This window comes from Streptomyces sp. NBC_01622 (assembly GCF_045209635.1).
GTDB lineage: Bacteria > Actinomycetota > Actinomycetes > Streptomycetales > Streptomycetaceae > Streptomyces.
Genome location: NZ_CP109293.1, coordinates 6,123,769 through 6,149,473 on the forward strand (window position 1 = coordinate 6,123,769; position 25,705 = coordinate 6,149,473).

Annotated in this window: 26 protein-coding genes and 1 pseudogene; 16 read left to right on the plus strand and 11 right to left on the minus strand. The window is 70.7% G+C overall.

Features of this window, described 5'->3' with window-relative positions:
- The gene (locus OH768_RS28145) at positions 1-450 is read left to right on the plus strand and encodes a heat shock protein transcriptional repressor HspR (RefSeq protein ID WP_317882840.1); all 450 of its coding nucleotides are present in this window, start codon (positions 1-3) and stop codon (positions 448-450) included.
- A 279-nt stretch (positions 451-729) separates the two neighbouring features.
- Positions 730-1,836, plus strand: a complete 1,107-nt coding sequence (locus OH768_RS28150; RefSeq protein ID WP_406458134.1) for a sugar ABC transporter substrate-binding protein — start codon at positions 730-732, stop codon at positions 1,834-1,836.
- A gap of 7 nt (positions 1,837-1,843) precedes the next feature.
- Here the strand turns inward: OH768_RS28150 and OH768_RS28155 are convergent, their stop codons facing one another.
- The 5 genes from OH768_RS28155 to OH768_RS28175 all read right to left on the minus strand — a co-directional run bounded on the left by OH768_RS28155 (position 1,844) and on the right by OH768_RS28175 (position 7,696).
- The gene (locus OH768_RS28155; protein WP_406458136.1) at positions 1,844-3,877 is read right to left on the minus strand and encodes a PQQ-binding-like beta-propeller repeat protein; all 2,034 of its coding nucleotides are present in this window, start codon (positions 3,875-3,877) and stop codon (positions 1,844-1,846) included.
- Between the two features lie 2 nt (positions 3,878-3,879).
- Entirely contained in the window at positions 3,880-4,266 is a 387-nt protein-coding gene (locus tag OH768_RS28160; RefSeq protein ID WP_406458138.1) for a hypothetical protein, read from the minus strand.
- Positions 4,267-4,375: 109 nt separating this feature from the next.
- On the minus strand, positions 4,376-5,218 hold the full coding sequence (locus OH768_RS28165) for a transglutaminase domain-containing protein (RefSeq protein ID WP_406458140.1): 843 nt from the start codon (positions 5,216-5,218) through the stop codon (positions 4,376-4,378).
- A gap of 1 nt (position 5,219) precedes the next feature.
- The gene (locus tag OH768_RS28170; protein ID WP_406458142.1) at positions 5,220-6,152 is read right to left on the minus strand and encodes an alpha-E domain-containing protein; all 933 of its coding nucleotides are present in this window, start codon (positions 6,150-6,152) and stop codon (positions 5,220-5,222) included.
- A complete protein-coding gene (locus tag OH768_RS28175) occupies positions 6,149-7,696 on the minus strand; it encodes a circularly permuted type 2 ATP-grasp protein (RefSeq protein WP_406458144.1) in 1,548 nt (515 codons plus the stop codon). Before OH768_RS28175 ends, OH768_RS28170 begins: the two co-directional genes overlap by 4 nt.
- Positions 7,697-7,958: 262 nt before the next feature.
- Between OH768_RS28175 and OH768_RS28180 the strand changes: the two genes are divergently transcribed.
- Positions 7,959-9,017, plus strand: a complete 1,059-nt coding sequence (locus OH768_RS28180) for a LuxR C-terminal-related transcriptional regulator (RefSeq protein WP_406458146.1) — start codon at positions 7,959-7,961, stop codon at positions 9,015-9,017.
- On the opposite strand, the gene OH768_RS28185 is transcribed toward OH768_RS28180, so the two are convergent.
- Together OH768_RS28185 and OH768_RS28190 are read right to left on the minus strand one after the other, a co-directional pair.
- Positions 8,980-9,126, minus strand: a complete 147-nt coding sequence (locus OH768_RS28185) for a hypothetical protein (protein ID WP_406458148.1) — start codon at positions 9,124-9,126, stop codon at positions 8,980-8,982. The genes OH768_RS28180 and OH768_RS28185 overlap by 38 nt on opposite strands.
- A gap of 53 nt (positions 9,127-9,179) precedes the next feature.
- The gene (locus OH768_RS28190; protein WP_406458150.1) at positions 9,180-10,220 is read right to left on the minus strand and encodes a helix-turn-helix transcriptional regulator; all 1,041 of its coding nucleotides are present in this window, start codon (positions 10,218-10,220) and stop codon (positions 9,180-9,182) included.
- 86 nt (positions 10,221-10,306) lie between these two features.
- Here OH768_RS28190 and OH768_RS28195 point away from each other — a divergent pair, with 86 nt between their 5' ends.
- Together OH768_RS28195 and OH768_RS28200 are read left to right on the plus strand one after the other, a co-directional pair.
- Positions 10,307-10,510 (plus strand): hypothetical protein, encoded by a 204-nt coding sequence (locus tag OH768_RS28195; RefSeq protein ID WP_406458152.1) that lies wholly within the window; start codon positions 10,307-10,309, stop codon positions 10,508-10,510.
- Positions 10,511-10,515: 5 nt separating this feature from the next.
- A complete protein-coding gene (locus OH768_RS28200; protein WP_026178811.1) occupies positions 10,516-10,851 on the plus strand; it encodes a hypothetical protein in 336 nt (111 codons plus the stop codon).
- A gap of 140 nt (positions 10,852-10,991) precedes the next feature.
- Here the strand turns inward: OH768_RS28200 and OH768_RS28205 are convergent.
- Positions 10,992-11,404 (minus strand): annotated as a pseudogene (locus OH768_RS28205) (pyridoxamine 5'-phosphate oxidase family protein).
- A gap of 121 nt (positions 11,405-11,525) precedes the next feature.
- Here OH768_RS28205 and clpB point away from each other — a divergent pair.
- Positions 11,526-14,123, plus strand: coding sequence for an ATP-dependent chaperone ClpB (gene clpB / locus OH768_RS28210; RefSeq protein WP_406458154.1), 2,598 nt, complete (start codon positions 11,526-11,528; stop codon positions 14,121-14,123).
- A gap of 10 nt (positions 14,124-14,133) precedes the next feature.
- Here clpB and OH768_RS28215 read toward each other — a convergent pair whose 3' ends face one another.
- Entirely contained in the window at positions 14,134-14,598 is a 465-nt protein-coding gene (locus OH768_RS28215; RefSeq protein ID WP_406458156.1) for a hypothetical protein, read from the minus strand.
- A 109-nt stretch (positions 14,599-14,707) separates the two neighbouring features.
- Here OH768_RS28215 and OH768_RS28220 point away from each other — a divergent pair, with 109 nt between their 5' ends.
- Positions 14,708-15,238 (plus strand): YbjN domain-containing protein, encoded by a 531-nt coding sequence (locus OH768_RS28220; RefSeq protein WP_406458158.1) that lies wholly within the window; start codon positions 14,708-14,710, stop codon positions 15,236-15,238.
- A gap of 131 nt (positions 15,239-15,369) precedes the next feature.
- Positions 15,370-15,819 (plus strand): GNAT family N-acetyltransferase, encoded by a 450-nt coding sequence (locus tag OH768_RS28225; protein ID WP_406458160.1) that lies wholly within the window; start codon positions 15,370-15,372, stop codon positions 15,817-15,819.
- On the opposite strand, the gene OH768_RS28230 is transcribed toward OH768_RS28225, so the two are convergent.
- Positions 15,772-16,464, minus strand: a complete 693-nt coding sequence (locus OH768_RS28230; protein WP_406458162.1) for an HAD-IA family hydrolase — start codon at positions 16,462-16,464, stop codon at positions 15,772-15,774. The two genes, OH768_RS28225 and OH768_RS28230, sit on opposite strands and share 48 nt — an antisense overlap.
- Before the next feature lie 21 nt (positions 16,465-16,485).
- On the minus strand, positions 16,486-17,691 hold the full coding sequence (locus OH768_RS28235) for a pyridoxal phosphate-dependent aminotransferase (RefSeq protein ID WP_406458164.1): 1,206 nt from the start codon (positions 17,689-17,691) through the stop codon (positions 16,486-16,488).
- Between the two features lie 129 nt (positions 17,692-17,820).
- Here OH768_RS28235 and OH768_RS28240 point away from each other — a divergent pair, with 129 nt between their 5' ends.
- From OH768_RS28240 to OH768_RS28275, 8 genes are all read left to right on the plus strand, one after another.
- Positions 17,821-18,114: a hypothetical protein gene (locus tag OH768_RS28240; protein ID WP_406458166.1), complete on the plus strand. Its 294-nt coding sequence runs from the start codon at positions 17,821-17,823 to the stop codon at positions 18,112-18,114.
- 378 nt (positions 18,115-18,492) lie between these two features.
- Positions 18,493-19,065: a DUF2617 family protein gene (locus tag OH768_RS28245; RefSeq protein WP_406458168.1), complete on the plus strand. Its 573-nt coding sequence runs from the start codon at positions 18,493-18,495 to the stop codon at positions 19,063-19,065.
- A gap of 58 nt (positions 19,066-19,123) precedes the next feature.
- Positions 19,124-20,719 carry a polyamine aminopropyltransferase gene (locus tag OH768_RS28250; protein ID WP_406458170.1) on the plus strand — a complete coding sequence of 532 codons (1,596 nt, stop codon included), beginning with the start codon at positions 19,124-19,126 and terminating at the stop codon, positions 20,717-20,719.
- Positions 20,720-20,811: 92 nt separating this feature from the next.
- A complete protein-coding gene (locus OH768_RS28255; protein ID WP_406458172.1) occupies positions 20,812-21,594 on the plus strand; it encodes an SRPBCC domain-containing protein in 783 nt (260 codons plus the stop codon).
- Positions 21,595-21,615: 21 nt separating this feature from the next.
- Positions 21,616-22,404 (plus strand): aldose 1-epimerase, encoded by a 789-nt coding sequence (locus tag OH768_RS28260; protein ID WP_406458174.1) that lies wholly within the window; start codon positions 21,616-21,618, stop codon positions 22,402-22,404.
- A gap of 10 nt (positions 22,405-22,414) precedes the next feature.
- Positions 22,415-22,963, plus strand: a complete 549-nt coding sequence (pyrE, locus tag OH768_RS28265) for an orotate phosphoribosyltransferase (RefSeq protein WP_406458176.1) — start codon at positions 22,415-22,417, stop codon at positions 22,961-22,963.
- Between the two features lie 131 nt (positions 22,964-23,094).
- Positions 23,095-24,117: a class II fructose-bisphosphate aldolase gene (fbaA, locus tag OH768_RS28270; RefSeq protein ID WP_406458178.1), complete on the plus strand. Its 1,023-nt coding sequence runs from the start codon at positions 23,095-23,097 to the stop codon at positions 24,115-24,117.
- A 70-nt stretch (positions 24,118-24,187) separates the two neighbouring features.
- A complete protein-coding gene (locus OH768_RS28275; protein WP_406458180.1) occupies positions 24,188-25,666 on the plus strand; it encodes an MFS transporter in 1,479 nt (492 codons plus the stop codon).
- Positions 25,667-25,705: the final 39 nt, after the last annotated feature.

Consider the following 25,705-nt stretch of genomic DNA (forward strand, 5'->3'; position numbering starts at 1 on the left):
ATGGACGGCCGTCGACGCAACCCGTACGAGCTGACCGAGGAGACCCCGGTCTACGTCATCTCGGTGGCGGCCCAGCTCTCCGGTCTGCACCCGCAGACGCTGCGCCAGTACGACCGCCTCGGCCTGGTCTCCCCGGACCGCACGGCCGGGCGGGGCCGGCGCTACTCGGCCCGCGACATCGAACTGCTGCGCACCGTCCAGCAGTTGTCGCAGACCGAGGGCATCAACCTGGCGGGCATCAAGCGCATCATCGAGCTGGAGAACCAGGTCGTGGCGCTCCAGCAGCGCGTCGCCGAACTCCAGGCGGCGGTCGAGGGAGCGGCGGCGACGATGCAGCAGCGCGAGGCCGCCGTGCACGCCTCCTACCGCCGGGACCTGGTGCCGTATCAGGAGGTCCAGCAGACCAGCGCGCTGGTGGTGTGGCGGCCGAAGCGGCAGTCCTCGGACTGACGCGCGCACAACCGTGCAGGGGCCCGGAGGCTCACCCGCCTCCGGGCCCCTGCACGGTTGTGCGATCTTTGCCCACTCATGAACTCCCGTTGAGTGGAGGGTCGGTAAAGAGCGTTTGGATGGGATTCCGCAAGGTCTCCACATACAAACGGAACGTGATGTTGCCATCTCGTTAAGTAGTTCCGCTTGACGCCGATGGCCGCTGCCGCGTTGGCTTTTCAGTCACCTGGGTTGCAATGCTGCACCCACGTCCGGACGGCACCAGAAGTGAGCAACCCAATGCGTCGTATCGCCATATCCGTGGCCGCGTCCTCGCTGGCCCTGCCCCTGGCCGCCTGTGGCGTGCTCAACTCGTCGGGGAGCAGCTCGGACGCCACCCCGGCCAAGGGCAACGACATCACGGTGGGCGTCCTGATGCCGGAGAAGACGAACACGCGGTACGCGGAGTTCGACTTCCCGATCATCAAGTCGACGGTCAGTGAACTCACCGACAAGAAGGGCAAGGCCGAGTACCAGAACGCCGGCGGTGTCGCGAGCGCCCAGGACAAGCAGATGCAGGCGATGATCGACCAGAAGGTCGACATCATCGTGCTCGACGCCGTCGACTCGCACCTCATCCTGCCCATGGTGAAGAAGGCCAAGGCCGCCGGCATCCCGGTCATCGCCTACGACCGCCTGGCCGAGGGGCCGATCGACGCGTACGTCTCCTTCGACGGCGAACTCGTCGGCGAGGTGCAGGGCCGCTCCCTGGTCGAGGCGCTCGGCAGCAATGTGGACACCTCCGACAAGGTCGTCATGATCAACGGCTCGCCGACCGACCCCAACGCAGGGGTGTTCAAGGCGGGGGCGCTGTCCGAGCTGCAGGGCAAGGTGACGGTCGCCGCGAGCTACGACACCAAGGCCTGGGACCCGGTCATCGCCCAGTCGGAGATGACCAAGGCGATCGACAAGCTCGGCAAGGACAACATCGCCGCGGTGTACTCCGCCAACGACGCGATGGCCGGCGGCATCATCAAGGCCCTGCAGAACGCGGGCGTGACGCAGATGCCGCCCATCACCGGCCAGGACGCCGAACTCCCCGCCGTGCAGCGGATCGTGACCGGCGAGCAGTACATGAGCGTCTACAAGCCTTACCCCGACCTGGCCGAGGCCGCCGCGAAGATCGCGGTCGCCAAGGTGCAGGGCCGGGACATCGAGTTCGACGCCCTCACCCGTGACTCGGTGGACAGCCCCACCAACAAGAAGATCCCCTCGCAGCTGGTGTCCGTGGTCGCGCTGACGAAGGACAACATCAAGTCGACGGTGGTCGCGGACGGGATCTACAAGATCTCCGACATCTGCACCAGCAAGTACAAGTCGGCGTGCGCGGCGGACAACCTGAAGTAGGGCGGGTTCAGTCGGCGGCCAAGACGGCGTGGAGCCGGGTGTCGTCGCTGCCCACGTAGAGCACTCCGTCGACGACGACCGGCGAGGAGACCACGGGCCCGCCGGTCGGGAAGCGCCAGCGCTCCCGGCCGGTGACGGTGTCCACGGCGTAGACGCTGCCGTCGTCGCTGCCGAAGTGGACGGCGGTGCCGGTGACCGCCGGGGTGGTGCGGACCGGGCCCATGGCCGTGAAGCGCCACTGGACCTCGCCGGTGGCCGCGTCGAGGGCGTACAGGCGCTCGTCGTCGTTTCCCACGTAGACCGTGCCGTTCGCGACCGTGGGGGCCGAGCGGACGGCGCTGCCGGTGTCGTGGCGCCACTTCCGCTGCCCGTTCGCGGTGTCGAGGGCGTGCACCTCGCCGCGCTGGTTGCCGACGTAGAGGATTCCGTCGGACAGGGCGGAGGGGCCGGAGACGGGGCTGTCCACGACGCGGACGCTCCACTTCTTGCGCCGGGTGTAGGCGTCGAGGGCGTACACGTGGTTGCCCTGGTTGCCGATGATCGCCAGCGGACCGTCCATCGCGACCCACTGGAGCGCCGTCATGCCGACGGCGTAGCGCCAGTGCGGGGTGCCGTGTTCGGCGTCCAGCGCGTACAGCGTGCCGCTGTTGCCGACGCACACCCGGTCGGCGACGATTCCCACCGTCGCGGACACGCCCGTCCTCTGCTCGGCGAAGTCCCAGCGCCCCTGTCCGGTGCCCGTGTCGGTCGCGTACAGGGTCCGGCCGGCGGTGGCGTACACGAGATCGCCGCGGACGGCCGGGGTCGACCGTACGGGGCCGCCGTTGAGTGCGCGGCTCCAGCGCCGCCGCCCGGTGGCCGCGTCCACGGCGTGCAGGGAGCCGCCGTCGCCGCCCACGTACACCACCCCGTCCACCACGGTCGGTGTGGACCGCACGCAGTTGTCGGTCTGGAAGCTCCACAACTCGGTGCCGGGCGCCGGGGGCGGGGGAACTGCCTTGGCGGGGGCGGGAGTCGGCGCGGGCGCGGGAACCGCCTTGGCGGGGGCGGGTGTTGGCGCGGTGACCGGCGGGGCGGCCGGGGCCTCGGCGGCAGGCCCGTCCTGGAGATGTGCTGCCGCCGCGCCCGACACGCTGCGGCTGTCGTCCTCCGTCAGGCGCCGGAGTTCCTCCTCCGCGCGGTGGCGCACCGTCGCGTTGCCGAAGCGGCGCAGGTGGGCGAGTGGCTCCACGGCGCCGAGCCGTACCAGGGCGATCGGGCTGTCCAGCGCGACCCGGATCTGCGCGGGCAGCGCCCAGTTGACGTTCCGGGCGATGACGATACGGCCCTCGACGTTCTCCTGTTTCTTGGGCCGCTGGTGCGGCAGTTCGGCCACGACGTGGTCGTGGACGTAGGAGTACAGCTCGTCGAGGGTGATGTCGCCGTCCCCGTCGAGGTCGGCGCTGCCGTCGCGCAGGCCCCGCACCAGATGGCGGGTGAAGACGGACTGCGGGGCACTGCCGCTGACCCGGTCGCCCTCGAAGGAGTACTGGGTGGCGTCGGAGGCGGTGAGCACCGTACGGCCGCGGCCGTGGAACTTGTCCAGGGTCCGCACGTCGGTGTCGCCCTTGGCGGCCAGCCGGGCGGCCGGGAAGGCGCCGCTGTAGCAGCAGTCGAGGATCAGTACCTGACGGCGTGACATGCAGGCCGTCATCGCCCGGTCGATCCGTTCGGCGGGCAGCGAGGTGAACAGCAGGTTGTCGCGGCGGGTGTCGGCCGTGGCGAGGTGGAGCTGGCCCTCGTCGTCCTTGAGGCCGTGGCCGGTGAAGTAGAGCAGGGTGAGGTCGTCGTGGCGGCGGTCGCTGAAGAACTCGCCGATGGCCTGGCCGATGCGGTGGTGCGGTTCGTCGACCAGGACGGTGACCTCGTCGAAGGCGGCGATGTCCGGGTCGCGCAGCACCTCGGCGAGCGCCTCCGCGTCGTGCGCGGGCGCGGTCAGTCGCCGCAACCCCTCGTCCTCGTAGGTGTAGTTGGCGATCAGGAGGGCCAGTTTCCGTCCCACGGCTACTCGGCGTCCGATCCGTGCCGGCGGACGAACGCGTCGACCAGTTCCCGGCGTTCGTCGGCGGACGCCCGCTCCAGTTCGATGGTGTCGCCGTCGATGGTGACCGAGACGCGGTGCCGGGCGGACTGCCGGCCGAGCCAGTCCCGCAGGGTCTCGACGAGTGCGATGAGGACCCCGCCCGGGGCGCTCAGCGCCAGCACCACGGCGCCCACGGTCACCGGGTCGACGCCCTTGGCCCCGGAGGGCGCCACCGCGCCGGGCGCGATGTGCAACTGCAGCGCGTCCAGGTCGAGTTCGCGCAGTTCGGTCCGGACCCGGGCGACGAGCCGCTCGGTCTCCTCGCGGTCCGCGTCGGCGGCCGGAGCCAGTCTCAGCAGCACGTCCATGGCACACCTTCCCCGTAACTCCCCCTGTCGGCCAACATGATGCCTGCCGGGGGAAGGTACGGGAAGTCGATCAGACGCGCCGTCGGCAGACGGCCCCGCCGCCGTTCGCTCATGCCACCCGCGTGAACTCCACCGTCACCTCCGGCGGCCCGCCGGCCACCCCCCGGTAGATCCCCTTGTGCGGGGTCACGTCGTCGTAGTCCCGCCCGCGTCCGACGACCACATGGGACTCGTCGGGCCGGGTCCGGTTGGTGGGGTCGTAGCCGCACCAGTCGCCCGCCCAGTACTCGACCCAGGCGTGGCTCTGGCCGGCCACCGGGCGGTGCAGCTCCGCCTCGCGCTCGGGGTGGAGGTAGCCGGAGACATAGCGGGTGGGCAGGCCGAGGCCGCGCAGCAGGGCGATGGTGACGTGCGCGATGTCCTGGCAGACGCCCGCGCCCTGTTCCCAGGCCTCGGCGGCGGAGGTGTTCACTCCGGTGACGCCGGGGAGGTACGCCACCCGGTCGGCGACCAGCGCCGAGACCGCGACGGCCGTCTCGTGCGGATCGAGTCCTACGGCCGCCTTGCGCGCCTTCTTCAGCAGCTTGGGCGGGACCGTCGTACGGACGGTGGGGCCGATGAACTCCAACAGACGGGAGTTCGTGGTCCGTTCGGTCACCTCCTGCCAGCTGGGCGCGGGGCCGAGCGAGTCCGGCGGGGACGTCTCGACCAGGCTCGACGCGGTGATCGTGAGGTCGGCGTGGGGGTCCATCAGGTCGAAGCCGGTGACCTGGGTGCCCCAGTAGTCCCAGTACGACCAGGTGGGTGTCGTGGGGTTCACGGTGACGCGCGCGTCCAGCGTGGTCTGGCCGGGGAGGGTCAGCGGGGTCATCCGCACCTCGTTGTGGGAGGAGACGGCCGCCTGGGCGTACGACACGCGGGTGGTGTGGCGGATGCGAAGCCTACGGGTCATCTCAGGCTCCTTCCTGGGCCCATTCGACGGGCCCCTGGTACGGGAAGAACAGTTCCGCGACGGCCTCCGCCGAGGCCATGCAGGCGTGCTGCAAGTCCTTGAGGAGGGCGGGGAGTTGTTCTTCCAGGGCGTGCGAGTCCAGGTATTCGAGGCGGGTGCGGAGCCGGCCGATGGGGCGGCGCGCGGGGTCCTGGCGCTGGCGGCCGAGCGCCGTGAGGCACTCCTCGGCGGTGGTCAGTGCGTGCAGTGCCGAGCGCGGGAAGTCCCGGTCCAGGAGCAGGAATTCGGCCACGCGCGGGGTGTCGCCGAAGCCGCCGTACACCCGCGCGTACGCCTCGTCGGCGCCCGAAGCGCTCAGCAGCGTGGGCCAGTCGGGCGCGTGGGCGGCGTCCAGCACCCGTACCGACAGCAGCCGTACGGTCATGTCCACCCGTTCAAGACTCCGGCCGAGGACGACGAAACGCCAGCTGTCGTCGCGGCTCATCGTGGAGTCGGCGAGGCCGAAGAACAACGCGGCGCGTCTGCGCACGAGTTCGAGATAGGCGTAGGGACCGGTACGGCGGGCCGCGAGGCGTTGGTCGGCGAGCGCGTGCCAGGTGGAGTTGAGGCACTCCCACATCTCCGAGGAGACGGCCTCGCGGGCGCTGCGGGCGTTGAGGCGGGCGGCGCCGAGGGCGCCCTCGATGGAGCAGGTGGAGCGGGCGTCGAAGGCGAGCTGGTCCAACACCTGCTGCATGTCGACGCGTTCACCGCCCGCGTCGACCCCGAGGATCGCGTACAGCGACCGGCAGGCCACGTCCTCGTCGCGCCAGGGGTCCTCCAGCAGTCGGTGCAGATAGGCGTCGAGGATGCGCCCGGTGATGTCGGCGCGCTCGACGTAACGGCCCGTCCACGTCAGGGCCTCGGCTATCCGGGAGAGGATCACGTCGTTCACTGCTGCTGCGCCCCTTCCTGTACGACCGTGGGGTTGCCGTCGGGGCCGAGCTGGCGGGGTGCCACCTCGGGCAGTTCGCCCTCCGCGGTCAGCGTGGCGGGCTGTTCGGTGGGACCTTCGGCGAGCACCCAGGTGTCCTTGGAGCCGCCGCCCTGGCTGGAGTTGACGATCAGGTTGCCCTCCTGGAGGGCGACGCGGGTGAGGCCGCCGGGGAGTACCCAGACGTCGGTGCCGTCGTTCACGGCGAACGGGCGCAGGTCGATGTGGCGCGGTGCCATGCGTTCACCCGCGAGGGTGGGGGAGGTGGACAGGGCGACGGGGCGCTGGGCGATCCAGCCGCGCGGGTCGGCGGCGACGGCTTTGCGAGTGCGTTCGAGGGTCTTCGCGTCCGCCTTGGGGCCGATGACGATGCCCATGCCGCCGGCGCCGTCGACGGGCTTCACGACCAGCTGGTCGATCTGGTCGAGGACCGCCTCCAGCTGGCCCGGCTCGTCGGGGCGGTACGAGTCCACGTTCGGGAGAATCGGTTCCTCGGAGAGGTAGTAACGGATGAGGTCGGGGACGTAGGTGTAGAGGAGCTTGTCGTCGGCGATGCCGTTGCCCACCGCGTTCGCGAGTGTGACGTTCCCGGCCTGGGCGGCGTTCATGATGCCCGGGCAGCCGATCACCGAGTCGGGGCGGAAGTGCAGCGGGTCGAGGAAGTCGTCGTCGAGGCGCCGGTATACGACATGGACGGGCACCTCGCCGCGCGTGGTCCGCATCCAGACCCGGTTGTTGCGGCAGACCAGGTCGTGGCCCTCCACCAGTTGGACGCCCATCAGCCTTGCGAGCAGGGCGTGTTCGAAGTAGGCGGCGTTGCTCGGGCCCGGGGTGAGGACCACGACCCTCGGGTCCGTCGTGCCGGCGGGCGCGGCGGCCCGCAGTGCGGCGAGGAGCCGTCCCGCGTACCCGTCGACCGGCACCACGTGCTGCTCGGCGAAGAGGGACGGGAAGATCCGGGTCATGGCTCTGCGGTTCTCGATGACGTACGAAACCCCGCTGGGGACCCGCACGTTGTCCTCCAGGACCCGGATGTCCCCGGCCTCGTCCCGGACCAGGTCGATGCCGGCGACATGGATACGGACCCCGCCCGGTGGCTCGACGCCCTGCGCGGCCCGGTGGAAATGGGCCGAGTTGAGGAGCAGCCGCCAGGGCACGACCCCGTCCTCGAAGGCGTGGCAGTGCGAGTAGGCGTCGGAGAGATAGGCCTCCAGGGCCCGCACTCTCTGTGCCACCCCGCGCTGGATGAGGTCCCACTCCAGCGCGTCGATGATCCTCGGCACCAGGTCCAGTGGCCAGGGCCGTTCCTCGCCCGCGAAGGCGTAGGTCACCCCTCGGTCGGTGAACGCGCGGGCCATCTGGTCCGCGCGGAAGCGCAGTTCACTCGGCTCGATCGGCTGGAGTGCCGCCAGTACCGGCTCGTAGGCGGTTCTGACCTCACCCGGCCGCACAAACATCTCGTCCCACGCATCGGCCAATGCGTATGCGTCAAATATGTCCGCCATGAGGGGACGTTAGAGGCGGTACGTAACACGGCGATCTCTGAGTGATTTCCGGCAGCTCACGCGGAAAGTGATACGGCGAAGCGGCCGGCGGCCGAGGCCGGGTACCCCCCAGCTTGTTGCAAGGTGACACGCGGAGGTGGGGAGATAGTGAGCGATATCGGTGGTTTTCGGGGCTCGTTCGAGCGGGAGCCGTGTTGCGGAGCAGGTCGGGTCCGCGCATAGTTGCGCTGCAAAGAGCCGGGAACCGGGGGTGGGATGGGCAATGACCGGGAACGGGACGGACGCGCATCCACACGGTGCTGACCGGCTCTGCGACGCCGGGGACCTCGTGTACTCCCGGGCCGTACGGCGGGGCCGGGTGCCGCGCACGGACGCCGAGCCGGTGCCGTGTCTGCTGGAGCTCGCCCTCCTCCACCCCGACCCCGACGACATGGACTGGCTGGTGCCGACCTCCCCGCAGGAGGTCATGACCCGGCTGCTGCGCGGGGTCTACGACGAGGTCAGCGAGAGCCACCGGCGGGTGGGTTCGGCGGTCGACGCCTTCGAGCGGTACGCCGGTCTCGGCCGCCGTATCGAGGCGTCCGCGCCGGCGTCGGGGGTCCTGGAGGGCGCCGCGATCCGTGTCCTGGACGGGCTCGCCCGTATCCAGGCGGCGATGGACGACGCGACCGAGGCCTGCACCGGCGAGGTCCTCACCGTCCAGCCCGGCGGCATCCGCCGCGAACCGGAACTCACCGAGGGCCTGCACCGCGCCCTGGCCCTGCGCTCGCGCGGGGTCCGGATGCGCGACCTGTACACCCATGTCGCCCGGCACGGCCAAGGCCTGCTGAACTACCTGGAGTTGATGGGCGACGCGGTCGAGGCACGGACGCTGGACGAGGTCGTGGACCGCCTGATCCTGTTCGACCGGACGGTCGCCTTCATCCCCGCCAACGCCGACCACACCATGGCGCTCGAACTGCGCCACCCGGCGCTGATCGACTACTTCGTCACGGTCTTCGACCGCCTGTGGCGCCTTGCGATCCCCGTCGCAGCCCCCCTGCCCGACACCGGCATCGAGGGCATCTCCCACCGCGAACAGTCCATCGCGGCCCTGCTCGCGGAGGGCCACCAGGACGCGGTGATCGCGGAACGGCTCGGCATAAGCGTCCGCACCTGCCGCGCCCACATCGCCCGGCTGTCGGAGACACTCGGCGCGGCCAGCCGTACCCAGCTGGGCGTCCGTATCGCCCAGGTGGGCCTGGACGGCGCCGCGTCACGCGTGCCGGACGTCCCGGCGCAGCTCACTCCCGCCGATCAGGGATCCCCGACTGTCCGATGAGGTAGCCGAGTCGGGCGCGGCTCTCGCTGCCGAGGGTGCGGTCCTTGTCGCCGAGGACCGTGATCGTCGCGGTGTCCGTGGCCGCCGTACGGGAGCCGTCGGCAGCCATCGCGGATCCACCTGCCGCACAGAGCTCCTCCGCCCTGTGCGAATGCGCTCCGGTCACGGATGGCCGGCTCCTCCGTGCGCCGAGTGATCCTGCTTCAGCATCCCCGACTGGGCTATGAGGAAGCCGAGCTGCGCGCGGCTGCCACTGCCCAGGGCTGTCGCCAGTTTGGCGATGTGGGCGCGGCAGGTGCGCACATTCATGCCCAGCCTGCGGGCGATGGCCTCGTCGACGTGGCCCTCGACGAGGAGCTTGGCGATGGAGTGCTGGATGTCGGTGATGCCGTCCGGGTCGGTCTCGTAGGGAGTGCCCGCGCTCAGCGGCACCGCGCGACCCCACATGAATTCGAAGACCTTGACCAGGTAGCGGACGAGACCGGGGTGCCGGAGTTCCAGAGCCACCTGCCGGTCGTCGCGGATGGGGATGAAGGCCACGGTCTCGTCGCAGATGACGAGGCGCTCGACGAGCTCGTCGATGGTGCGGTACTCCACCTTGCCGTCGGCGAACTGGTCCACGTAGGCGAGCCGGTCGGGGTTGTACCTGGCCGTGTGCTGGTAGAGGGTGCGGATCCGCACTCCGCGTTCGGCCATGGGCTTGTCGCGCTCCAGCGCCTCCAGAAGCCTGTTCTCGGGGCTGCGGTGGCCGCTGGGCTGGACGGTGAGCATCTCGGTCTGGCACTGGGAGGTCGCGAGGTCGAGCGCCGCGTTGATGCCGTTGAGGCCCTCCAGCACCGTGATCGAGTGCGCGGGAGCCGTCTCCTGGGCGCTGAGAGCCATGAACGGCTCGAAGGCGTCCGAGAGGGCGATCGACAGCCGCCGGTGCTCGGTGATCTCCCGTTCTATGGGGTTGAGCCGCTGGGCCAGGGCGACCGACGGCGGAAGCGGAAGCAACCAGCTCGGGTCGTCGGGATCCGGATGAAGCAGGGCAAATTCCATCAGGCAGGGCGCGGGCTCGACCTCGCCTCGCGAGATGCGTCCTGTACGCAGGGCGTTCGCGTAAAGACGGTTACCCTCCTCACACAGTTCGGTCACCGAATGGGGATGTGTCGCCTTAGTCCCATTTGTTGCCAAATCTCCACCCCCCAGGGTCCTGAACATGCAGGAACATGATGCACCGATCGTGTGGCCATGACGTGCCTGAATAAGCCATCGTCTTACAGGACGGGGGAAGAGGGGACCTTCAAGTGAGGACGAAGCCGACTATGCGTAACAGAATGCTTCGCTCGGTGCTTGTCGCCGCCTTCTCCGCCGTTGTGGCCTTCGGAACGCTGGCCGGCCTCTCCGGTGTGAGGAGCGACGCGCACAGAGCGGACAGTGGCCAGTCCGTGACTGTCGCGGCCGACACCGACGAAACGCTCGTGTACCCCCTTGACAGCAGGTGGGACTGAATACGATGACGACCCCACCCGACGACCGCAGCTTCCGACGCGAGATGGCCACGGCCTACCGCTCCGGCTGGCACTTCATCGATCTGGCCACCGCCATCCCCCACAGCGGTGACTCGCTCATGGTGACAGTGTTCGGCGAGCCGGTGGTGGTGACCCGCGACGAGGACGAGGACGTACGGGCGTACCGGTGTCTGCGGCGGCCTCGGGGGGCGCCGCAGCCGGTGCGATGTGCCATCAGGTACGGAATGATCTTTGTGAATCTTGACCAGCGAGACCACCGGCTGGTGGAAACGGATGCCCCCGACGTCCAGACCATCTCAGCCACCCCCCGCAGTGCCTGACGCGATTCCCCCGTCGTAACAGATCGCTCAGGTGCTTCCCCCCGCAGCGGCGTCACCGTGACCTGAACACGGTGACGCCGCTGCAGTTTGGGCGAAATGTCAGGGTATGGGCCCGGCCGCAGTGGCCTGAACTGATCGATTCAGTCCCTGTCCAGCGCTCGCGTCAACCCGATCTCGATCACCACCGGGACGGGTTCGGCGACGGGGTGCGCCCGTAGCGCCCGGCGTACCGGTGCTCCGCCTCCGCGACCCGGTCCGGCTCCGCGCGTACGAAGGCCCGGCCCTCCGGCGTCGCCCGGCGCCGCCCGTCCGCCTGGCACACGGCGACCCGTGCCCCGAGCGGGCCGGCGGCCGGCATGTTCGCCACCTTCCGGCTCGACTTGTCCGCGACGACCCGAGCCGGCCGCGCCTCCGGGGCGTATGTCACTCCGACAGAAACGACATGCGGGCTGCCGTCGGGGCGCGGGGTCGTGAGGGTGCACAGATGCCGTTCCTGCCAGAAGGTGAGGTACGACGGGTCGGGATCGCCCGGGTCGACCGGATATGAGGCTATGGTCCCCGAACTTGGTCCCCCGATCTGCCCCGCCGCTGCCTTGAGTGGAATAGACTCAACTTTGTGCACGTTGACCGAGTCAGTCCGTGTACGAAGGCTGTAGGAGGAGGAGTACCGGAACGTGGACGCCGAGCTGACCAACAGGAGCCGGGAAGCGATCAACGCGGCCAGCAGCCGCGCCGTCACCGGGGGGCACGCCGATCTGACCCCGGCGCACCTGCTTCTCTCGCTGCTCGCGGGGGAGGACAACGAGAACATCACCGACCTGCTGGCCGCCGTCGACGCCGACCAGGCCGCCGTACGGTCCGGGGCCGAGCGGGTCCTCGGCGCGCTGCCCAGCGTGACCGGGTCGACCGTCGCGCCCCCGCAGCCCAGCCGCGAACTGCTCGCGGTGCTCGCCGACGCCGACGAGCGCGCGAAGGAGCTCGGCGACGAGTACCTCTCGACCGAGCACCTGCTGATCGGGATCGCCGCGAAGGGCGGCGCGGCCGGGGACGTACTCTCCCAGCAGGGGGCCAGTGCGAAGAAGCTGCTGGACGCGTTCCAGAAGAGCAGGGGAGGGCGCCGGGTGACCACACCCGACCCCGAGGGGCAGTACAAGGCGCTGGAGAAGTTCGGTACGGACTTCACGGCCGCCGCGCGCGAGGGCAAGCTCGACCCCGTCATCGGGCGGGACCAGGAGATCCGGCGGGTCGTCCAGGTGCTGTCCCGCCGCACCAAGAACAACCCCGTCCTCATCGGCGAGCCCGGCGTCGGCAAGACCGCCGTCGTCGAGGGGCTGGCCCAGCGGATCGTCAAGGGAGACGTGCCGGAGTCCCTCAAGAACAAGCGGCTGGTCTCCCTCGACCTCGGCGCGATGGTCGCGGGCGCGAAGTACCGCGGCGAGTTCGAGGAGCGGCTCAAGACCGTCCTGGCCGAGATCAAGGACTCCGACGGCCAGATCATCACCTTCATCGACGAACTGCACACCGTCGTGGGCGCGGGCGCCGGCGGCGACTCCGCCATGGACGCCGGCAACATGCTGAAGCCGATGCTCGCCCGCGGCGAACTCCGCATGGTCGGCGCGACCACCCTCGACGAGTACCGCGAGCGCATCGAGAAGGACCCGGCGCTGGAGCGCCGCTTCCAGCAGGTGCTGGTCGCGGAGCCGAGCGTCGAGGACACCATCGCGATCCTGCGCGGACTGAAGGGCCGCTACGAGGCCCACCACAAGGTCGTCATCGCGGACAGCGCACTGGTTGCCGCCGCGACCCTCTCCGACCGCTACATCACCTCCCGCTTCCTCCCCGACAAGGCGATCGACCTGGTCGACGAGGCGGCCTCCCGCCTGCGCATGGAAATCGACTCGTCCCCCGTCGAGATCGACGAACTCCAGCGCTCCGTCGACCGGTTGAAGATGGAGGAGCTGGCGCTCGACAAGGAGACCGACGCCGCCTCCATCGAGCGTCTGGAGAAGCTGCGCCGCGACCTCGCCGACCGCGAGGAGGAGCTGCGCGGCCTCAACGCCCGCTGGGAGAAGGAGAAGCAGTCCCTCAACCGGGTCGGTGAGCTGAAGGAGAAGCTCGACGAAATCCGCGGCCAGGCCGAACGCGCCCAGCGCGACGGCGACTTCGACACCGCCTCCAAGCTGCTCTACGGGGAAATCCCCTCCCTGGAGCGGGACTTGGAGGAGGCGTCCCAGGCGGAGGAAGAAGCCGCCAAGGACACGATGGTGAAGGAGGAGGTCGGCCCCGACGACATCGCGGACGTGGTGGGTTCGTGGACGGGCATTCCGGCCGGGCGCCTCCTGGAGGGCGAGACGCAGAAACTCCTGCGCATGGAGGAGGAGTTGGGCCGCCGGCTCATCGGCCAGCAGGAGGCCGTACAGGCGGTCTCCGACGCGGTACGGCGCACCCGCGCCGGTATCGCGGACCCCGACCGCCCCACCGGCTCCTTCCTGTTCCTCGGCCCGACGGGCGTCGGCAAGACCGAACTCGCCAAGGCCCTCGCGGACTTCCTCTTCGACGACGAACGGGCCATGGTCCGCGTCGACATGTCGGAGTACGGCGAGAAGCACAGCGTGGCCCGGCTGGTCGGCGCGCCTCCCGGCTACGTCGGCTACGAGGAGGGCGGCCAGCTCACGGAGGCGGTGCGCAGGCGCCCGTACTCGGTGATCCTGCTGGACGAGGTCGAGAAGGCGCACCCGGAGGTCTTCGACGTCCTGCTCCAGGTACTGGACGACGGCCGCCTGACCGACGGCCAGGGCCGCACGGTCGACTTCCGCAACACCATCCTGATCCTCACGTCCAACCTCGGCAGCAACTTCCTGATCGACCCGAGCACCGGCGAGGACGAGAAGAAGGAACAGGTCCTCCAGGTGGTCCGGGCCTCCTTCAAGCCGGAGTTCCTCAACCGGCTGGACGACCTCGTGGTCTTCTCCGCCCTGAACCGGGAGGAGCTGGGCCGGATCGCCGCGCTCCAGATCGGCCGCCTTGCCAAGCGCCTCGCGGAACGCCGCCTCACCCTGGAGATCACCGACGAGGCCCTGACCTGGCTCGCGGACAACGGCAACGACCCGGCGTACGGCGCGCGACCGCTGCGGCGGCTGGTACAGACGGCGATCGGGGACAGGCTCGCCAAGGAGATCCTGGCGGGCGAGGTCAAGGACGGCGACACGGTACGGGTGGACGCGTTCGGCGACGGACTGATCGTGGGGCCGGCGACCGGCAAGACGCTGTGACGCCCGGCGCTCAGTAGGAACTCGCGTCGAAGCTGACGAGGGCGGTGTCCCCTGCGGACCCGCCCTCGTAGTGCACGCTCACCGTCACGGCGTAGGCACCGGGCGTGTGCGCGTGCGTGTCGCGGACGACGTGGACGCACGTGTCGTCGTCCCCGTCGCAGGGGACGCCCGCGGCGTCCGGGAACGACGTCGTCAGCCAGCCGCGCACCGCCGCGCGCGGCATGCGGAAACTGCCGTCGTACGCCTGGCCTCCCCAGGTGTACGAGGTGCAGTCCTCGTCGCGGGTGTCCTCGGGCAGCGCGGCGCCGGAGAAGTCCATGGCCTCGGCGCAGCCGGCCCCGGTGACGGTGCCGGGCGGGTCGTCACTGGACGCGGCGTAGAGCATCGTGCGTCCGAACCACCAGCCCGCCCCCACCACGAGAACCAGGCATGTCCACCACATCCCCCACAGCGGCCACCGCATCCCCCTCTGCATGGGCATGACCGTATATCGGTCAGCCCGTGGCGGACAGACCCGGCAGGGGTTGCCACCCCCCTCCCCGGATGGGGGAGGATGGCGGAATCCGTACGAAGGGAAATACACGGTGAGCATCGACCCGTCCTCGATCCCGAACTTCGGGGGCCAGCCCGAGCCGCAGCAAGGACCGGCGGGCCCCGTCGTCCCGGATCAGGACCTCGTGAAGCAGCTCCTCGACCAGATGGAGCTGAAGTATGTCGTCGACGACGAGGGAGACCTCGCGGCGCCGTGGGAGCAGTTCCGTACGTACTTCATGTTCCGCGGTGAGGACGACCAGCTCGTCTTCTCCGTCCGGACGTTCTACGACCGTCCCCACGAGATCGACTCCAAGCCGCACCTGCTGGAGTCCATCGACGACTGGAACCGCCGCACCCTGTGGCCCAAGGTCTACAGCCACACTCACGACGACGGCACCGTCCGTCTGATCGGTGAGGCGCAGATGCTGATCGGCACCGGCGTCGACCTGAACCACTTCGTCTCCTCGACGGTCAGCTGGGTGCGCGCCGCCATCGAGTTCGACCGCTGGCTCGTCGAGCAGCTCGGTCTGACCGAGGAAGTCGACGAGGCCACGGAGAAGCCGGAGGACGACGAGGAGTAGTCACTCCAGTCACCCCAGTCGATCCAGCGAGAGCCCGGCCCGGCATGCGACCACCACCGTCGCGCGCCGGGGCCGGGCTCTCGCCGTCCGGCGGAGTTGACGTGCAGGAGCTCATCGGGTTCGCTGCCGGGATGCCTGGCCTTCGCATTCAACAGCCGGACGACGACGCCACGTTCAAGGACTGGAGGCACGTCCACAACACGATCATCCCCACCCACGTCCTCTCCCTGGACGAGGTACGGGAGCGCGCCCAACGCCACCACCTGGAGATCGCCCACCTCAACGATGGAGGCGATGAACTCGTGGGCTGCAGCACGGTTCGCCCGCCGACGGACGAGACGCGGACGGCCACCGTCATCGCCCGCGTTCTCGCCCCGCACCGCGGGCATGGGTTCGGCCAGGAGCTCTACGCCCGCGGCCTCGACCGCGCCCACGAGCTGGGCGCCGAAGTGATCGAGACCGTCGTCCTGTCCTCCAACGAGGCCGGACTCAGGTTCGCGCTGCGGCACGGCTTCGTCGAGACCGAGCGGTATCTACTGCCCGGGGAGACCATTCCCTGGATAGATCTCCGCCTCTCCTGACGCGCTGCCGAAAGGGTTTCCGGAGGGGCTTCCGGAGGCGAACGCGAGGATGTCGCGGACCGCCGCGCGCAGGCTGCCGAAGTGACGATGCACGCCGTCCACCGGCACGGGAGTGTTCACGCCCCACACCGTCATTCCGGCGCGCAGCCCGGCCCGCACTCCGGACGGCGCGTCCTCGACGACGAGACAGTCCTCCGGCGCGGCGCCGAGCCGCGCCGCGGCCCGCAGATACGGCACCGGCGACGGTTTGCCCTCCTCCACGGCGGCGGCGTCCACCAGTACCTCCGGGACCGTCAGCCCGGTTCGCGCGAAGCGTCCGCGCACCCGGTGCTCGTAGTTGGAGGTGACCAGGGCCCAGGTCCCGGGGCGCAGGGCGCTCAGCAGTTCCGAGGCGCCGTCGTAGGCCGAATAGACGCCGGAACGGACGTCCTCGTCCTCCAACTCGTGCAGAGCGGCCAGGCACTCCCGGGGATCCTGGTCCGGGGCGACCCGCGCGAAGGTCTCCAGCGGCCTTGTCCGCAAGGCCACTTGGTGGACCTCGTCGGGGTCCAGCCCGTACCGCTTTGCCCAAGTCCGCCACACCAGACGCTGATTGGCCACGGCGTCGATCAACGTGCCGTCGACGTCGAACAGGACGTACTTCACCGCACCGACCCCTGCCACGGCTCAGCCCGCCAGCGACTTCAGCCGCCCCACCGCCTCCTCCAGCACTCCCACCCGCTTGCAGAACGCGAACCGCACGAACGGCGCCCCCGCCTCCCGGTGGTCGTAGAAGACCGCGTTGGGGATGGCGACGACCCCCGCGAGTTCCGGCAGGGCGCGGCAGAAGGCGAAGCCGTCGCCGTTCTTGGAGAGTTCGGGGCCGAGGGGGCGGATGTCGGTGGTGATGAAGTACGTGCCGGCCGGCCGGAAGACCTCGAAGCCGGCCTCCGTCAGGCCCGTCGCCAGGACGTCCCGCTTGGCCAGCATGTCCGCGCGGAAGGCCTCGAAGTAGGAGTCGGGGAGGGACAGGGCTTCCGCGACCGCGTACTGGAAGGGGCCCGACGCCACGTAGGTGAGGAACTGCTTCGCGGAGCGTACGGCCGTGACCAGGTCCGGGGTTCCCGTCACCCAGCCCACCTTCCACCCCGTGAACGAGAACGTCTTGCCCGCCGAGCCGATCGACACCGTGCGCCCCCGCATTCCAGGGAAGGTCGCGAGCGGGATGTGCTCGGCCGTGTCGAACACCAGGTGCTCGTACACCTCGTCCGTGATCACCAACAGATCGCGTTCTACGGCGAGTTCGGCGATGGCGGTGAGTTCCTCGCGGGTGAGGACGGTGCCGGTCGGGTTGTGCGGGGTGTTGACCAGGAGGAGGCGGGTGCGGTCGGTGACGGCGGCGCGCAGTTCGTCGAGGTCGAGGCGGAACCGGCCCTCCGAGGGGCGCAGGGTGACCGGTACCCGCGTGCCGCCCGCCATCGCGATGCAGGCGGCGTAGGAGTCGTAGTACGGCTCGAACGCGATGACCTCGTCGCCCGGTTCCACCAGGGCCAGCAGCGCCGCGGCGATGGCCTCCGTCGCGCCCGCCGTGACCAGGACCTCGGCGTCGGGGTCGTAGGACAGGCCGTAGCGGCGCTCCTGGTGGCCGGCGATCGCGGTGCGCAGTTCGGGGACGCCGGGGCCCGGCGGGTACTGGTTGCCGCGTCCGTCGCGCAGTGCGCGGACCGCCGCCTCGCGGATCTCCTCGGGGCCGTCCGTGTCGGGGAAACCCTGGCCGAGGTTGATCGACCCGGTCTTCAGGGCGAGGGCGGACATCTCGGCGAAGATCGTCGTTCCGAACTCGGCGAGCCGGCGGTTGAGGAGGGGGCGTGCGCTGGAGGTCATGCCCGTCATCCTGCGCCCAAGCTCTGGACTTCCTCAACTCTGCTTTGGCCGGTGAGACGGCCGGGCATCCCTGCTTCACGCACCACACGAGGCGCCCACGGGGGGCCGCTTCGGGGGAATCGGAAGGAGGGTGACGCCATGTTCTTCTTCGTCATCCTGGCGGTGATCGCGGTCGTCTTCGTGGGGGCCGTAGTTCGAGCGGGTCGCAAGTCGGGCCGCGGGAGGGGCGCGCACGGGGGCGGCGGTGCCGCCGGTACGAGCAGCTGGTGGGCCGGGGACGGGGGGTCGTCGTCCTCGGGCGGCGGTCACTCCGGGGGGCACCACGGCGGCCACCACTCCTGCGGCGGCGGGCACTCCTCCTGCGGCGGTGGCTCGTCGTGCGGCGGCGGCTCGTCCTGCGGGGGCGGTGGCGGCTGCGGCGGGGGCAACTGAGGGGACGCGGCAGCGGACGCGATGACAGCTGACACGGGGCAGCTGAGCACCGCGGAAGAGGCCGCGTCCGGGGTCACGGCGCCCGTCGGGAGACCGCTCCCGGCGGGCGCTCCCGGCGCGCGCCTTACACGCCTGGGCGTACGCCTTGGTTGAACAGTTGAGCTGTGGAGCCCCCTGAGGGATGGAAACCCCACGAAGTTGGGTAAAAAGACTGTGGTGGCGCCACCGTTCATGATTCCCTCTAAATCACCAGCGCGGCCCCTCGGAAGCCCGCAGACACCTTCTCCTGACTGGGCTGACCGGGCCGATCCCCCGGTGTCTACCGGGGTGCGCCGGACCCCCCACCTCCCTTTCTTTGCGTGCTAGCGGAGCCGATCCATGCTCACGACCCTTCAGACCTCCTACACCGATACGCGCGCGGCCGACCTCGCCTGGACCCTGGGGCGCGAGCCGCTTCCCGCGCTGGCCACACTTGACCTGGAACTCGCCGGTGCGCGGCTCCAGTTGAGACTGCTCGGCGCGTCCCACCAGGTACTCCTGGACGAGGAGCGGGGCAGCTGTTCGGAGACGGTCGCGTGCATCCCGGGTTCCAGCACACCGCTGCCCCTCGGGGTCGCCAAGCGGGTCGATGACTGGGAGTACGAGTTCGCGGCCCGGGTCGAGGTGCTGTCCCCGGAGCAGTTCGCGGGCCGCGCCCAGGAACTGCTGGCCCTGGTCGCCGACCATCCCAACGGTCTGGCGGGGGTCTTCCCCGGCAGCCCGCACGCCTTCACCGCGATGCTCGCCCAGCGGTACGAGGGCCAGGTGCACTGGCGCACCTGGCACGCCTATCCGCAGGACGGCCAGCTGGTGGCGACCCGGACGAGGGTGGGTGTGCGGGTGCCGGTGGCCTACCCGGTGCCGTCTCCCGTCCGAGCCGCAGGCGGGCTGCACCGCCCCTTGCCGTCGTAAACACATTCCACGCGTGTGGGTGACGAAGCGTGCCCGCCTTGTGACGTAACGTCGCAGCGTGATCGAACCGCACGCGCCGGCCCGGCCGGGTACCCAGCCGCCCTGGGCAGGCCCCGCGCGGCTGCCCGTACGGCCGGGCACGGGCCGGTTCCTGGTGCTCGCGGGGGTCTTCCTCTGCGCGGCCTGCGGACTCGTGTACGAACTCGAACTCGTCGCTCTCGCCTCGTACTTGATCGGCGACTCGGTCACCCAGGCGTCCGTGGTCCTCTCCGTCATGGTCTTCGCGATGGGCATCGGCTCGCTCGCCGCGAAGCGGCTGCGCCGGCACGCGGCGGCCGGTTTCGGCGCGGTCGAGGCGGCCCTCGCGCTGATCGGCGGGTGCAGCGCGATGGCGTTGTACGCGGTCTTCGCCTGGACCGGGAACTGGGGCGGCCTGTGGGCGCAGGGCCCGCGCTGTCTCCTGGTCGCCTTCTCCCTCGCGATCGGTCTGCTGATCGGCGCCGAGGTCCCGTTGCTGATGGAGCTGATCCAGCGCATCCGGCGCCAGGACGCGGGCGGCGCGGTGGCCGACCTCTTCGCGGCGGACTACGTGGGCGCACTGGTCGGCGGCCTCGCGTTCCCCTTCCTCCTCCTCCCGTTCCTGGGCCAGTTGACCGGCACCCTGCTCACCGGCACGGTCAACGTGGTCGCCGGCGGCTGTCTGGTCCTCGGCCTGTTCCGCCGCGACCTCACCCGCCGGGGCCGCTGGCTCCTGGTGCTCGCCAACCTCACCGTCCTCGGCCTGCTCGCCTCCGCCGCCGTACTGGTCGACGACTTCGAACGGGCCGCGCGGCACGCCGTCTACGGCAAGGACGTCCGGGTGGCTCTCCAGACGGACGTCCAGGAGGTCGTCCTCACCGGCGGCGACCACGGCCGCCCCCTCGACCTCTTCCTCGACGGCCGCCTCCGGGTCAGCGAACGCGACGAGCGCCGCTACCACGAGGCCCTCGTCCACCCCGCGATGGACGGTCCCCACGCGCGCGTGCTCGTCCTCGGCGGCGGCGACGGCCTCGCGGCCCGCGACGTCCTCCGCCACCGGGGCGTGCGCCGCGTCGACATCGTCGAACTCGACGCGGCGGTCGTCCAGTTGGCCCGCCACGACTCCGCCCTGGCCGCGCTCAACGACCACGTCTACGGCGACCCGCGCGTCCACGTCACCACCGGCGACGCCTTCGACCTGCTGCGCCGGGTCCACCCGGGGACGTACGACGTGGTCATCGCCGACCTCCCCGACCCCGGCATCACCGCCAGCACCAAGCTGTACTCCCAGGAGTTCTACGGCCTCGCCCGCCGCGCCCTCACCGAGCGGGGCCGGCTGGTCGTGCACGCGGGGCCGGTCTCCTCCCGGCGCCGCGTCTTCTGGACGGTGGTCTCCACGGTCCGCGCGGCCGGCCTGTACCCCGTCCCGTACCGCGTCGGCGGCCGGGCCTCGGGCTTCGCGGCGGGCCCCGACCGTACGGCCGGAACGTCCCGTTCCCCGCGCGACTGGGGGTTCGTGCTGGCGGCGCGGGGGGCGGTGCCCGCGGAGCGGGGGCTGGAGAGCGACGAACGGGCGGCGGAGCGGACGCGGATACCGGGCCTGCCGGCTTCGACGCTGGTGCACCCCCGGTATTGATGCGACGCCCGCACCAACACGGCGCCACTTCCGCGCAACGCCAGGTGCACCCCCGCCCAACCTAGGTAGGCTCCGCAAGCATGGAGCTTGAGGTGCACGTTCCGGTTTCGCCCGAGCGGCTGCGATCCGCGCTCGGTGACCCCGCCCGGGTCGCCCGCGCCGTCCCCGGCCTCCAGCAGGACGCCGGCACCGAACCCGTCGCCGGCCGCCTGAAGGTCCGCGTCGCCGGCCACTCCATCACCTACCGCGGGTCGGTCCGCGTCTCCGCCCGGGACGACGGCTCGTACACCGTCGAGGGCGACGCGGCCGAGGCCCGCGGCACCGGCTCCGTCAAACTCGCCCTCACCCTGCGCGTCCGCGAGTCCGACGGCGGCTCGACGATCACCTTCGACGGTACGGCGACGGCGGACGGCCGGGTCACCGAACTGGCGTCGGACGCGGTGCACGCGGCGGCGACCAGGCTGCTGGAGCGGTTCGCGGCGAACCTGGGGGCGGAGGCGGAGCCCGAGGACGAGCCGGAGCAGGTCGACGACATCGACGACGTGGACGACGTAGAAGCGGACGACGTGGACGCGGACGACGTGGATCTGGACGACCCGGATGTCGACGCGGCCGGCGCCGTCGAGGAGCTGCACGTCTCCGAGACCTTCGCCGAGACGCCCCAGCCGCCCGCCGAGGCTGCGCACGCGCGCCGCACGATGATCGGCCGCAGCGCGGAGGAGGTCGACCACGCGCCGCCGCGCGGGCGTTACGCCCCCGTCCCCGCGCCGCAGACCGTGTCCGCGAACGCCACCCTCCGCTGGGCGGCTCCCGCCGCCGCGCTGGTCCTGGCGTCGGCGATCGTGGTGAACAGGGTGCTGCGCAAACGCCGTTGAGCGGCCCAGTAGGGTCGTGCCGTGAGTAACGAAGAGATCACGCTGACCGCGGGCGACGCGGAAGTGACGGTGCAGCCGGGCAACGGCGGCCGTATCGGAGGACTTCGCGTCGGCGGCACCGAACTGCTGCGCCAGGGCGAGCGGTTCGGGTGCTTCCCGATGGTCCCCTGGTGCGGGCGGATCCGCGACGGCCGCTTCCTGGACGGCGGGACCGTCCACCAGATGCCCCTCAACTCCCCGCCGCACGCCATCCACGGCACCGTCCGCGACGGCGTCTGGCGCACCGCCCGCAGGACGGCCGACGAGACGGTCATCACGTACGACCTGGCCGAGCCGTGGCCCTTCCCGGGCCGCGTCACCCAGGCCGTCGCGCTGACCGGGGACTCCCTGACGCTCACCATGGCGATCGAGGCGTACGACGACTCGTTCCCGGCGCAGATCGGCTGGCACCCGTGGTTCCACCGCAACCTCGGCGGCGAGGACGTGCTCGTCGACTTCGGCCCCGCCTGGCAGGAGGAGCGCGGCGAGGACCACCTGCCCACCGGCAACCGTGTCGACGTGAAGCCCGGCCCCTGGGACGACTGCTTCGGCATGCCGGACGGCGTCGACGTCACGCTGACCTGGCCGGGGCAGCTGGCGCTGAAGGTGACGAGCCCGGAGCAGTGGGTCGTCGTCTACGACGAGCAGGAGGCCGCCGTCTGCGTGGAACCGCAGACCGGCCCGCCGAACGGCCTGAACACCCTGCCCCGCCTGGTCACCCCGATCGAGCCGCTGGAAGCCACGATGACCTGGACTTGGACGCGCCTCTAAGCTGGCAGGCATGACGGACGTACGCGGCGCGCTGCTGCAGCAGATCAAGGACAAGGCCGTGGTGCACGGCAAGGTGACCCTGTCGTCGGGTCTGGAGGCCGACTACTACATCGACCTCCGCCGCGTCACCCTCGACGGGGCGGCCGCCCCGCTCGTCGGGCAGGTGCTGCTGGACCTGACCGCAGGCCTCGACTTCGACGCGGTCGGCGGCCTGACCATGGGCGCCGACCCCGTCGCCACCTCGATGCTGCACGCCGCCGCCGCGCGCGGGCAGAAGCTGGACGCCTTCGTCGTGCGCAAGGCCGCGAAGGCGCACGGCATGCAGCGCCAGGTGGAGGGCCCGGAGATCGCGGGCCGCCGGGTCCTGGTCGTCGAGGACACCTCCACCACCGGCGGTTCCCCGCTCACCGCCGTCGAGGCCGTGCGCGCGGCCGGCGCCGAGGTCGTCGGCGTCGCCACCATCGTGGACCGGGCGACCGGCGCCGCCGAGAAGATCGAGGCGGGCGCGGGAGTGCCGTACCTCTTCGCCTTTTCCAAGGACGAGCTGGGCCTGGACTGACCGCACGCTCCTAGCATCCGGCCACGTCTGGAAAGATGGGCACGACGATGACGTCGCACCCAAGGTCTAGGTCAGGGCCGTAGTACGCAGATCGCGAAGATCGCCAACCCGCACATACAAGGAGCGGACAGATGCCCATCGCAACCCCCGAGGTCTACAACGAGATGCTCGACCGGGCGAAGGCAGGCAAGTTCGCCTACCCGGCCATCAATGTGACCTCGACCCAGACCCTGCACGCTGCGCTGCGCGGCTTCGCGGAGGCCGAGAGCGACGGCATCGTCCAGATCTCCACGGGTGGCGCCGAGTTCCTGGGCGGCCAGTACGCCAAGGAGATGGTCACGGGCTCCGTGGCGCTCGCCGAGTTCGCGCACATCGTCGCCGAGAAGTACCCGGTCACGGTCGCGCTGCACACCGACCACTGCCCCAAGGACAAGCTCGACGGCTACGTCCGTCCGCTGATCGCCGTCTCCGAGGAGCGCGTGAAGGCCGGCGGCAACCCGCTGTTCCAGTCCCACATGTGGGACGGCTCGGCGGAGACCCTCGCCGACAACCTCGCCATCGCGCAGGAGCTGCTGGCCCGCGCCGCCGCCGCGAAGATCATCCTTGAGGTGGAGATCACCCCGACCGGTGGCGAGGAGGACGGTGTCTCGCACGAGATCAACGACTCCCTCTACACCACGGTCGACGACGCGATCCGTACGGTCGAGGCGCTCGGCCTCGGCGAGAAGGGCCGCTACCTGCTCGCCGCGTCCTTCGGCAACGTGCACGGCGTGTACAAGCCGGGCAACGTCGTGCTCCGCCCCGAGCTGCTCAAGGAGCTGAGCGACGGCGTGGCCGCGAAGTACGGCAAGGCGTCCCCGTTCGACTTCGTCTTCCACGGCGGCTCCGGCTCCACCGAGCAGGAGATCGCCACCGCGCTGGAGAACGGCGTGGTGAAGATGAACCTCGACACCGACACCCAGTACGCCTTCACGCGCCCCGTCGCGGACCACATGTTCCGCAACTACGACGGTGTCCTGAAGGTCGACGGCGAGGTCGGCTCCAAGAAGACCTACGACCCGCGGACCTGGGGCAAGCTGGCCGAGGCGTCGATGGCCGCGCGCGTCACCGAGGCGTGCGCGAACCTGCGCTCGACGGGCACGAAGATCAAGTAAGTCGGTCTGTCCGTCCGTCTGTTACGCGAGCCCGGTGCCACGGCACCGGGCTCGTTGTATACCTGGGGTCATGTCCTCCGACGTCCGGCTCGCCTCGCCCCAGGGCAAGTGGATCCTGCTGACCACGGTGCTCGGCTCCAGCATGGCGATGGTGGACTCCACCGTCGTCAACGTGGCCCTGCCCCGCATCGGCCGCGATCTCGACGCCGACCTGGCCGCCCTCCAGTGGACGGTCAACGCGTACATGCTCACGCTGGCCGGACTGATCCTCCTCGGCGGCTCGCTCGGCGACCGCTACGGCCGCCGCAAGATCTTCGTCCTCGGTGTGCTGTGGTTCGCGGCGGCCTCGCTGCTGTGCGGGCTGGCACCCAACGTCGGGGTCCTGATCGCCGCCCGCGCGCTCCAGGGCATCGGCGGCGCGCTCCTCACCCCCGGCTCCCTCGCCCTCATCCAGGCCTCCTTCCACCCCGACGACCGGGCCAGGGCGGTCGGCCTGTGGTCCGGTTTCGGCGGTATCGGCGCGGCGATCGGCCCGTTCCTGGGCGGCTGGCTGGTGGACGGCCCCGGCTGGCGCTGGGTGTTCCTGATCAACATCCCGATGGCGCTGGTCTGCGCCCCCATCGCCGTACGCCATGTCCCCGAGTCGGCGGACGGCCGTACACACGGCCGCTTCGACGTACTGGGCGCGGCGCTGGGCGCGATCGCACTCGCCCTCGTCACGTACGCGCTGATCGAGGCGGCCGACGGCCCGCTGCCCGTCGTGATCGTCACCGCCGTGGCGGGCGTGGCCGCGGGGGTCGCCTTCGTCCACGTCGAGAAGCGCAGCCCCGATCCGATGATGCCGCTGGGCATCTTCGCGTCCCGCCAGTTCACGGCGGTCAACCTGGTAACGCTCTGCGTCTACGCGGCCTTCAGCGGTTTCTTCTTCCTCACCGCGCTCCAACTCCAGGTCGTGGCGGGCTACTCGGCGCTGGAGGCCGGCACGGCCCTGCTCCCGACGACCGCCCTGATGCTTCTCTTCTCGGCCCGCTCGGGCGAACTGGCCCAGCGGATCGGCCCCCGCATCCCGCTCACCGTCGGGCCGTTGTTGTGCGCGGCGGCGATGCTGCTGATGCTGCGGGTCGGCCCCGACGCCTCCTACCTCGCCGACGTCCTACCGGCCCTCCTGGTGATGGGCACCGGCATGGTCGTCCTGGTCGCCCCGCTGACCGCCACGGTCCTGGCCTCCGTCGACACCGCCCGCGCGGGCCTGGCCAGCGGCATCAACAACGCGGCGGCCCGCGCGGCCGGCCTCATCGCGATCGCCGCGCTGCCCCTGCTCGCGGGGATGGGCTCGGAGGCGTACCGGTCGGCGAGCGCCTTCGACCACGCCTTCGACCGGGCGATGGGGTGGTGCGCGGGGGTGCTGGTGGTGGGTTCGATCCTGGCCTGCGCGACGGTCCGCCGCCCGGCCCCGGACTGCCGCCACCCGGAGTGCCTCACCCACGGCTCGATCACGGCTCCGCCGCTGGAGCCACGGTTGGGGAAGGGGCGGCTCGACGCGGGGTAGCGGGCGGATGCCGGGCAATGGCCGCGGCTGGGGGAGACT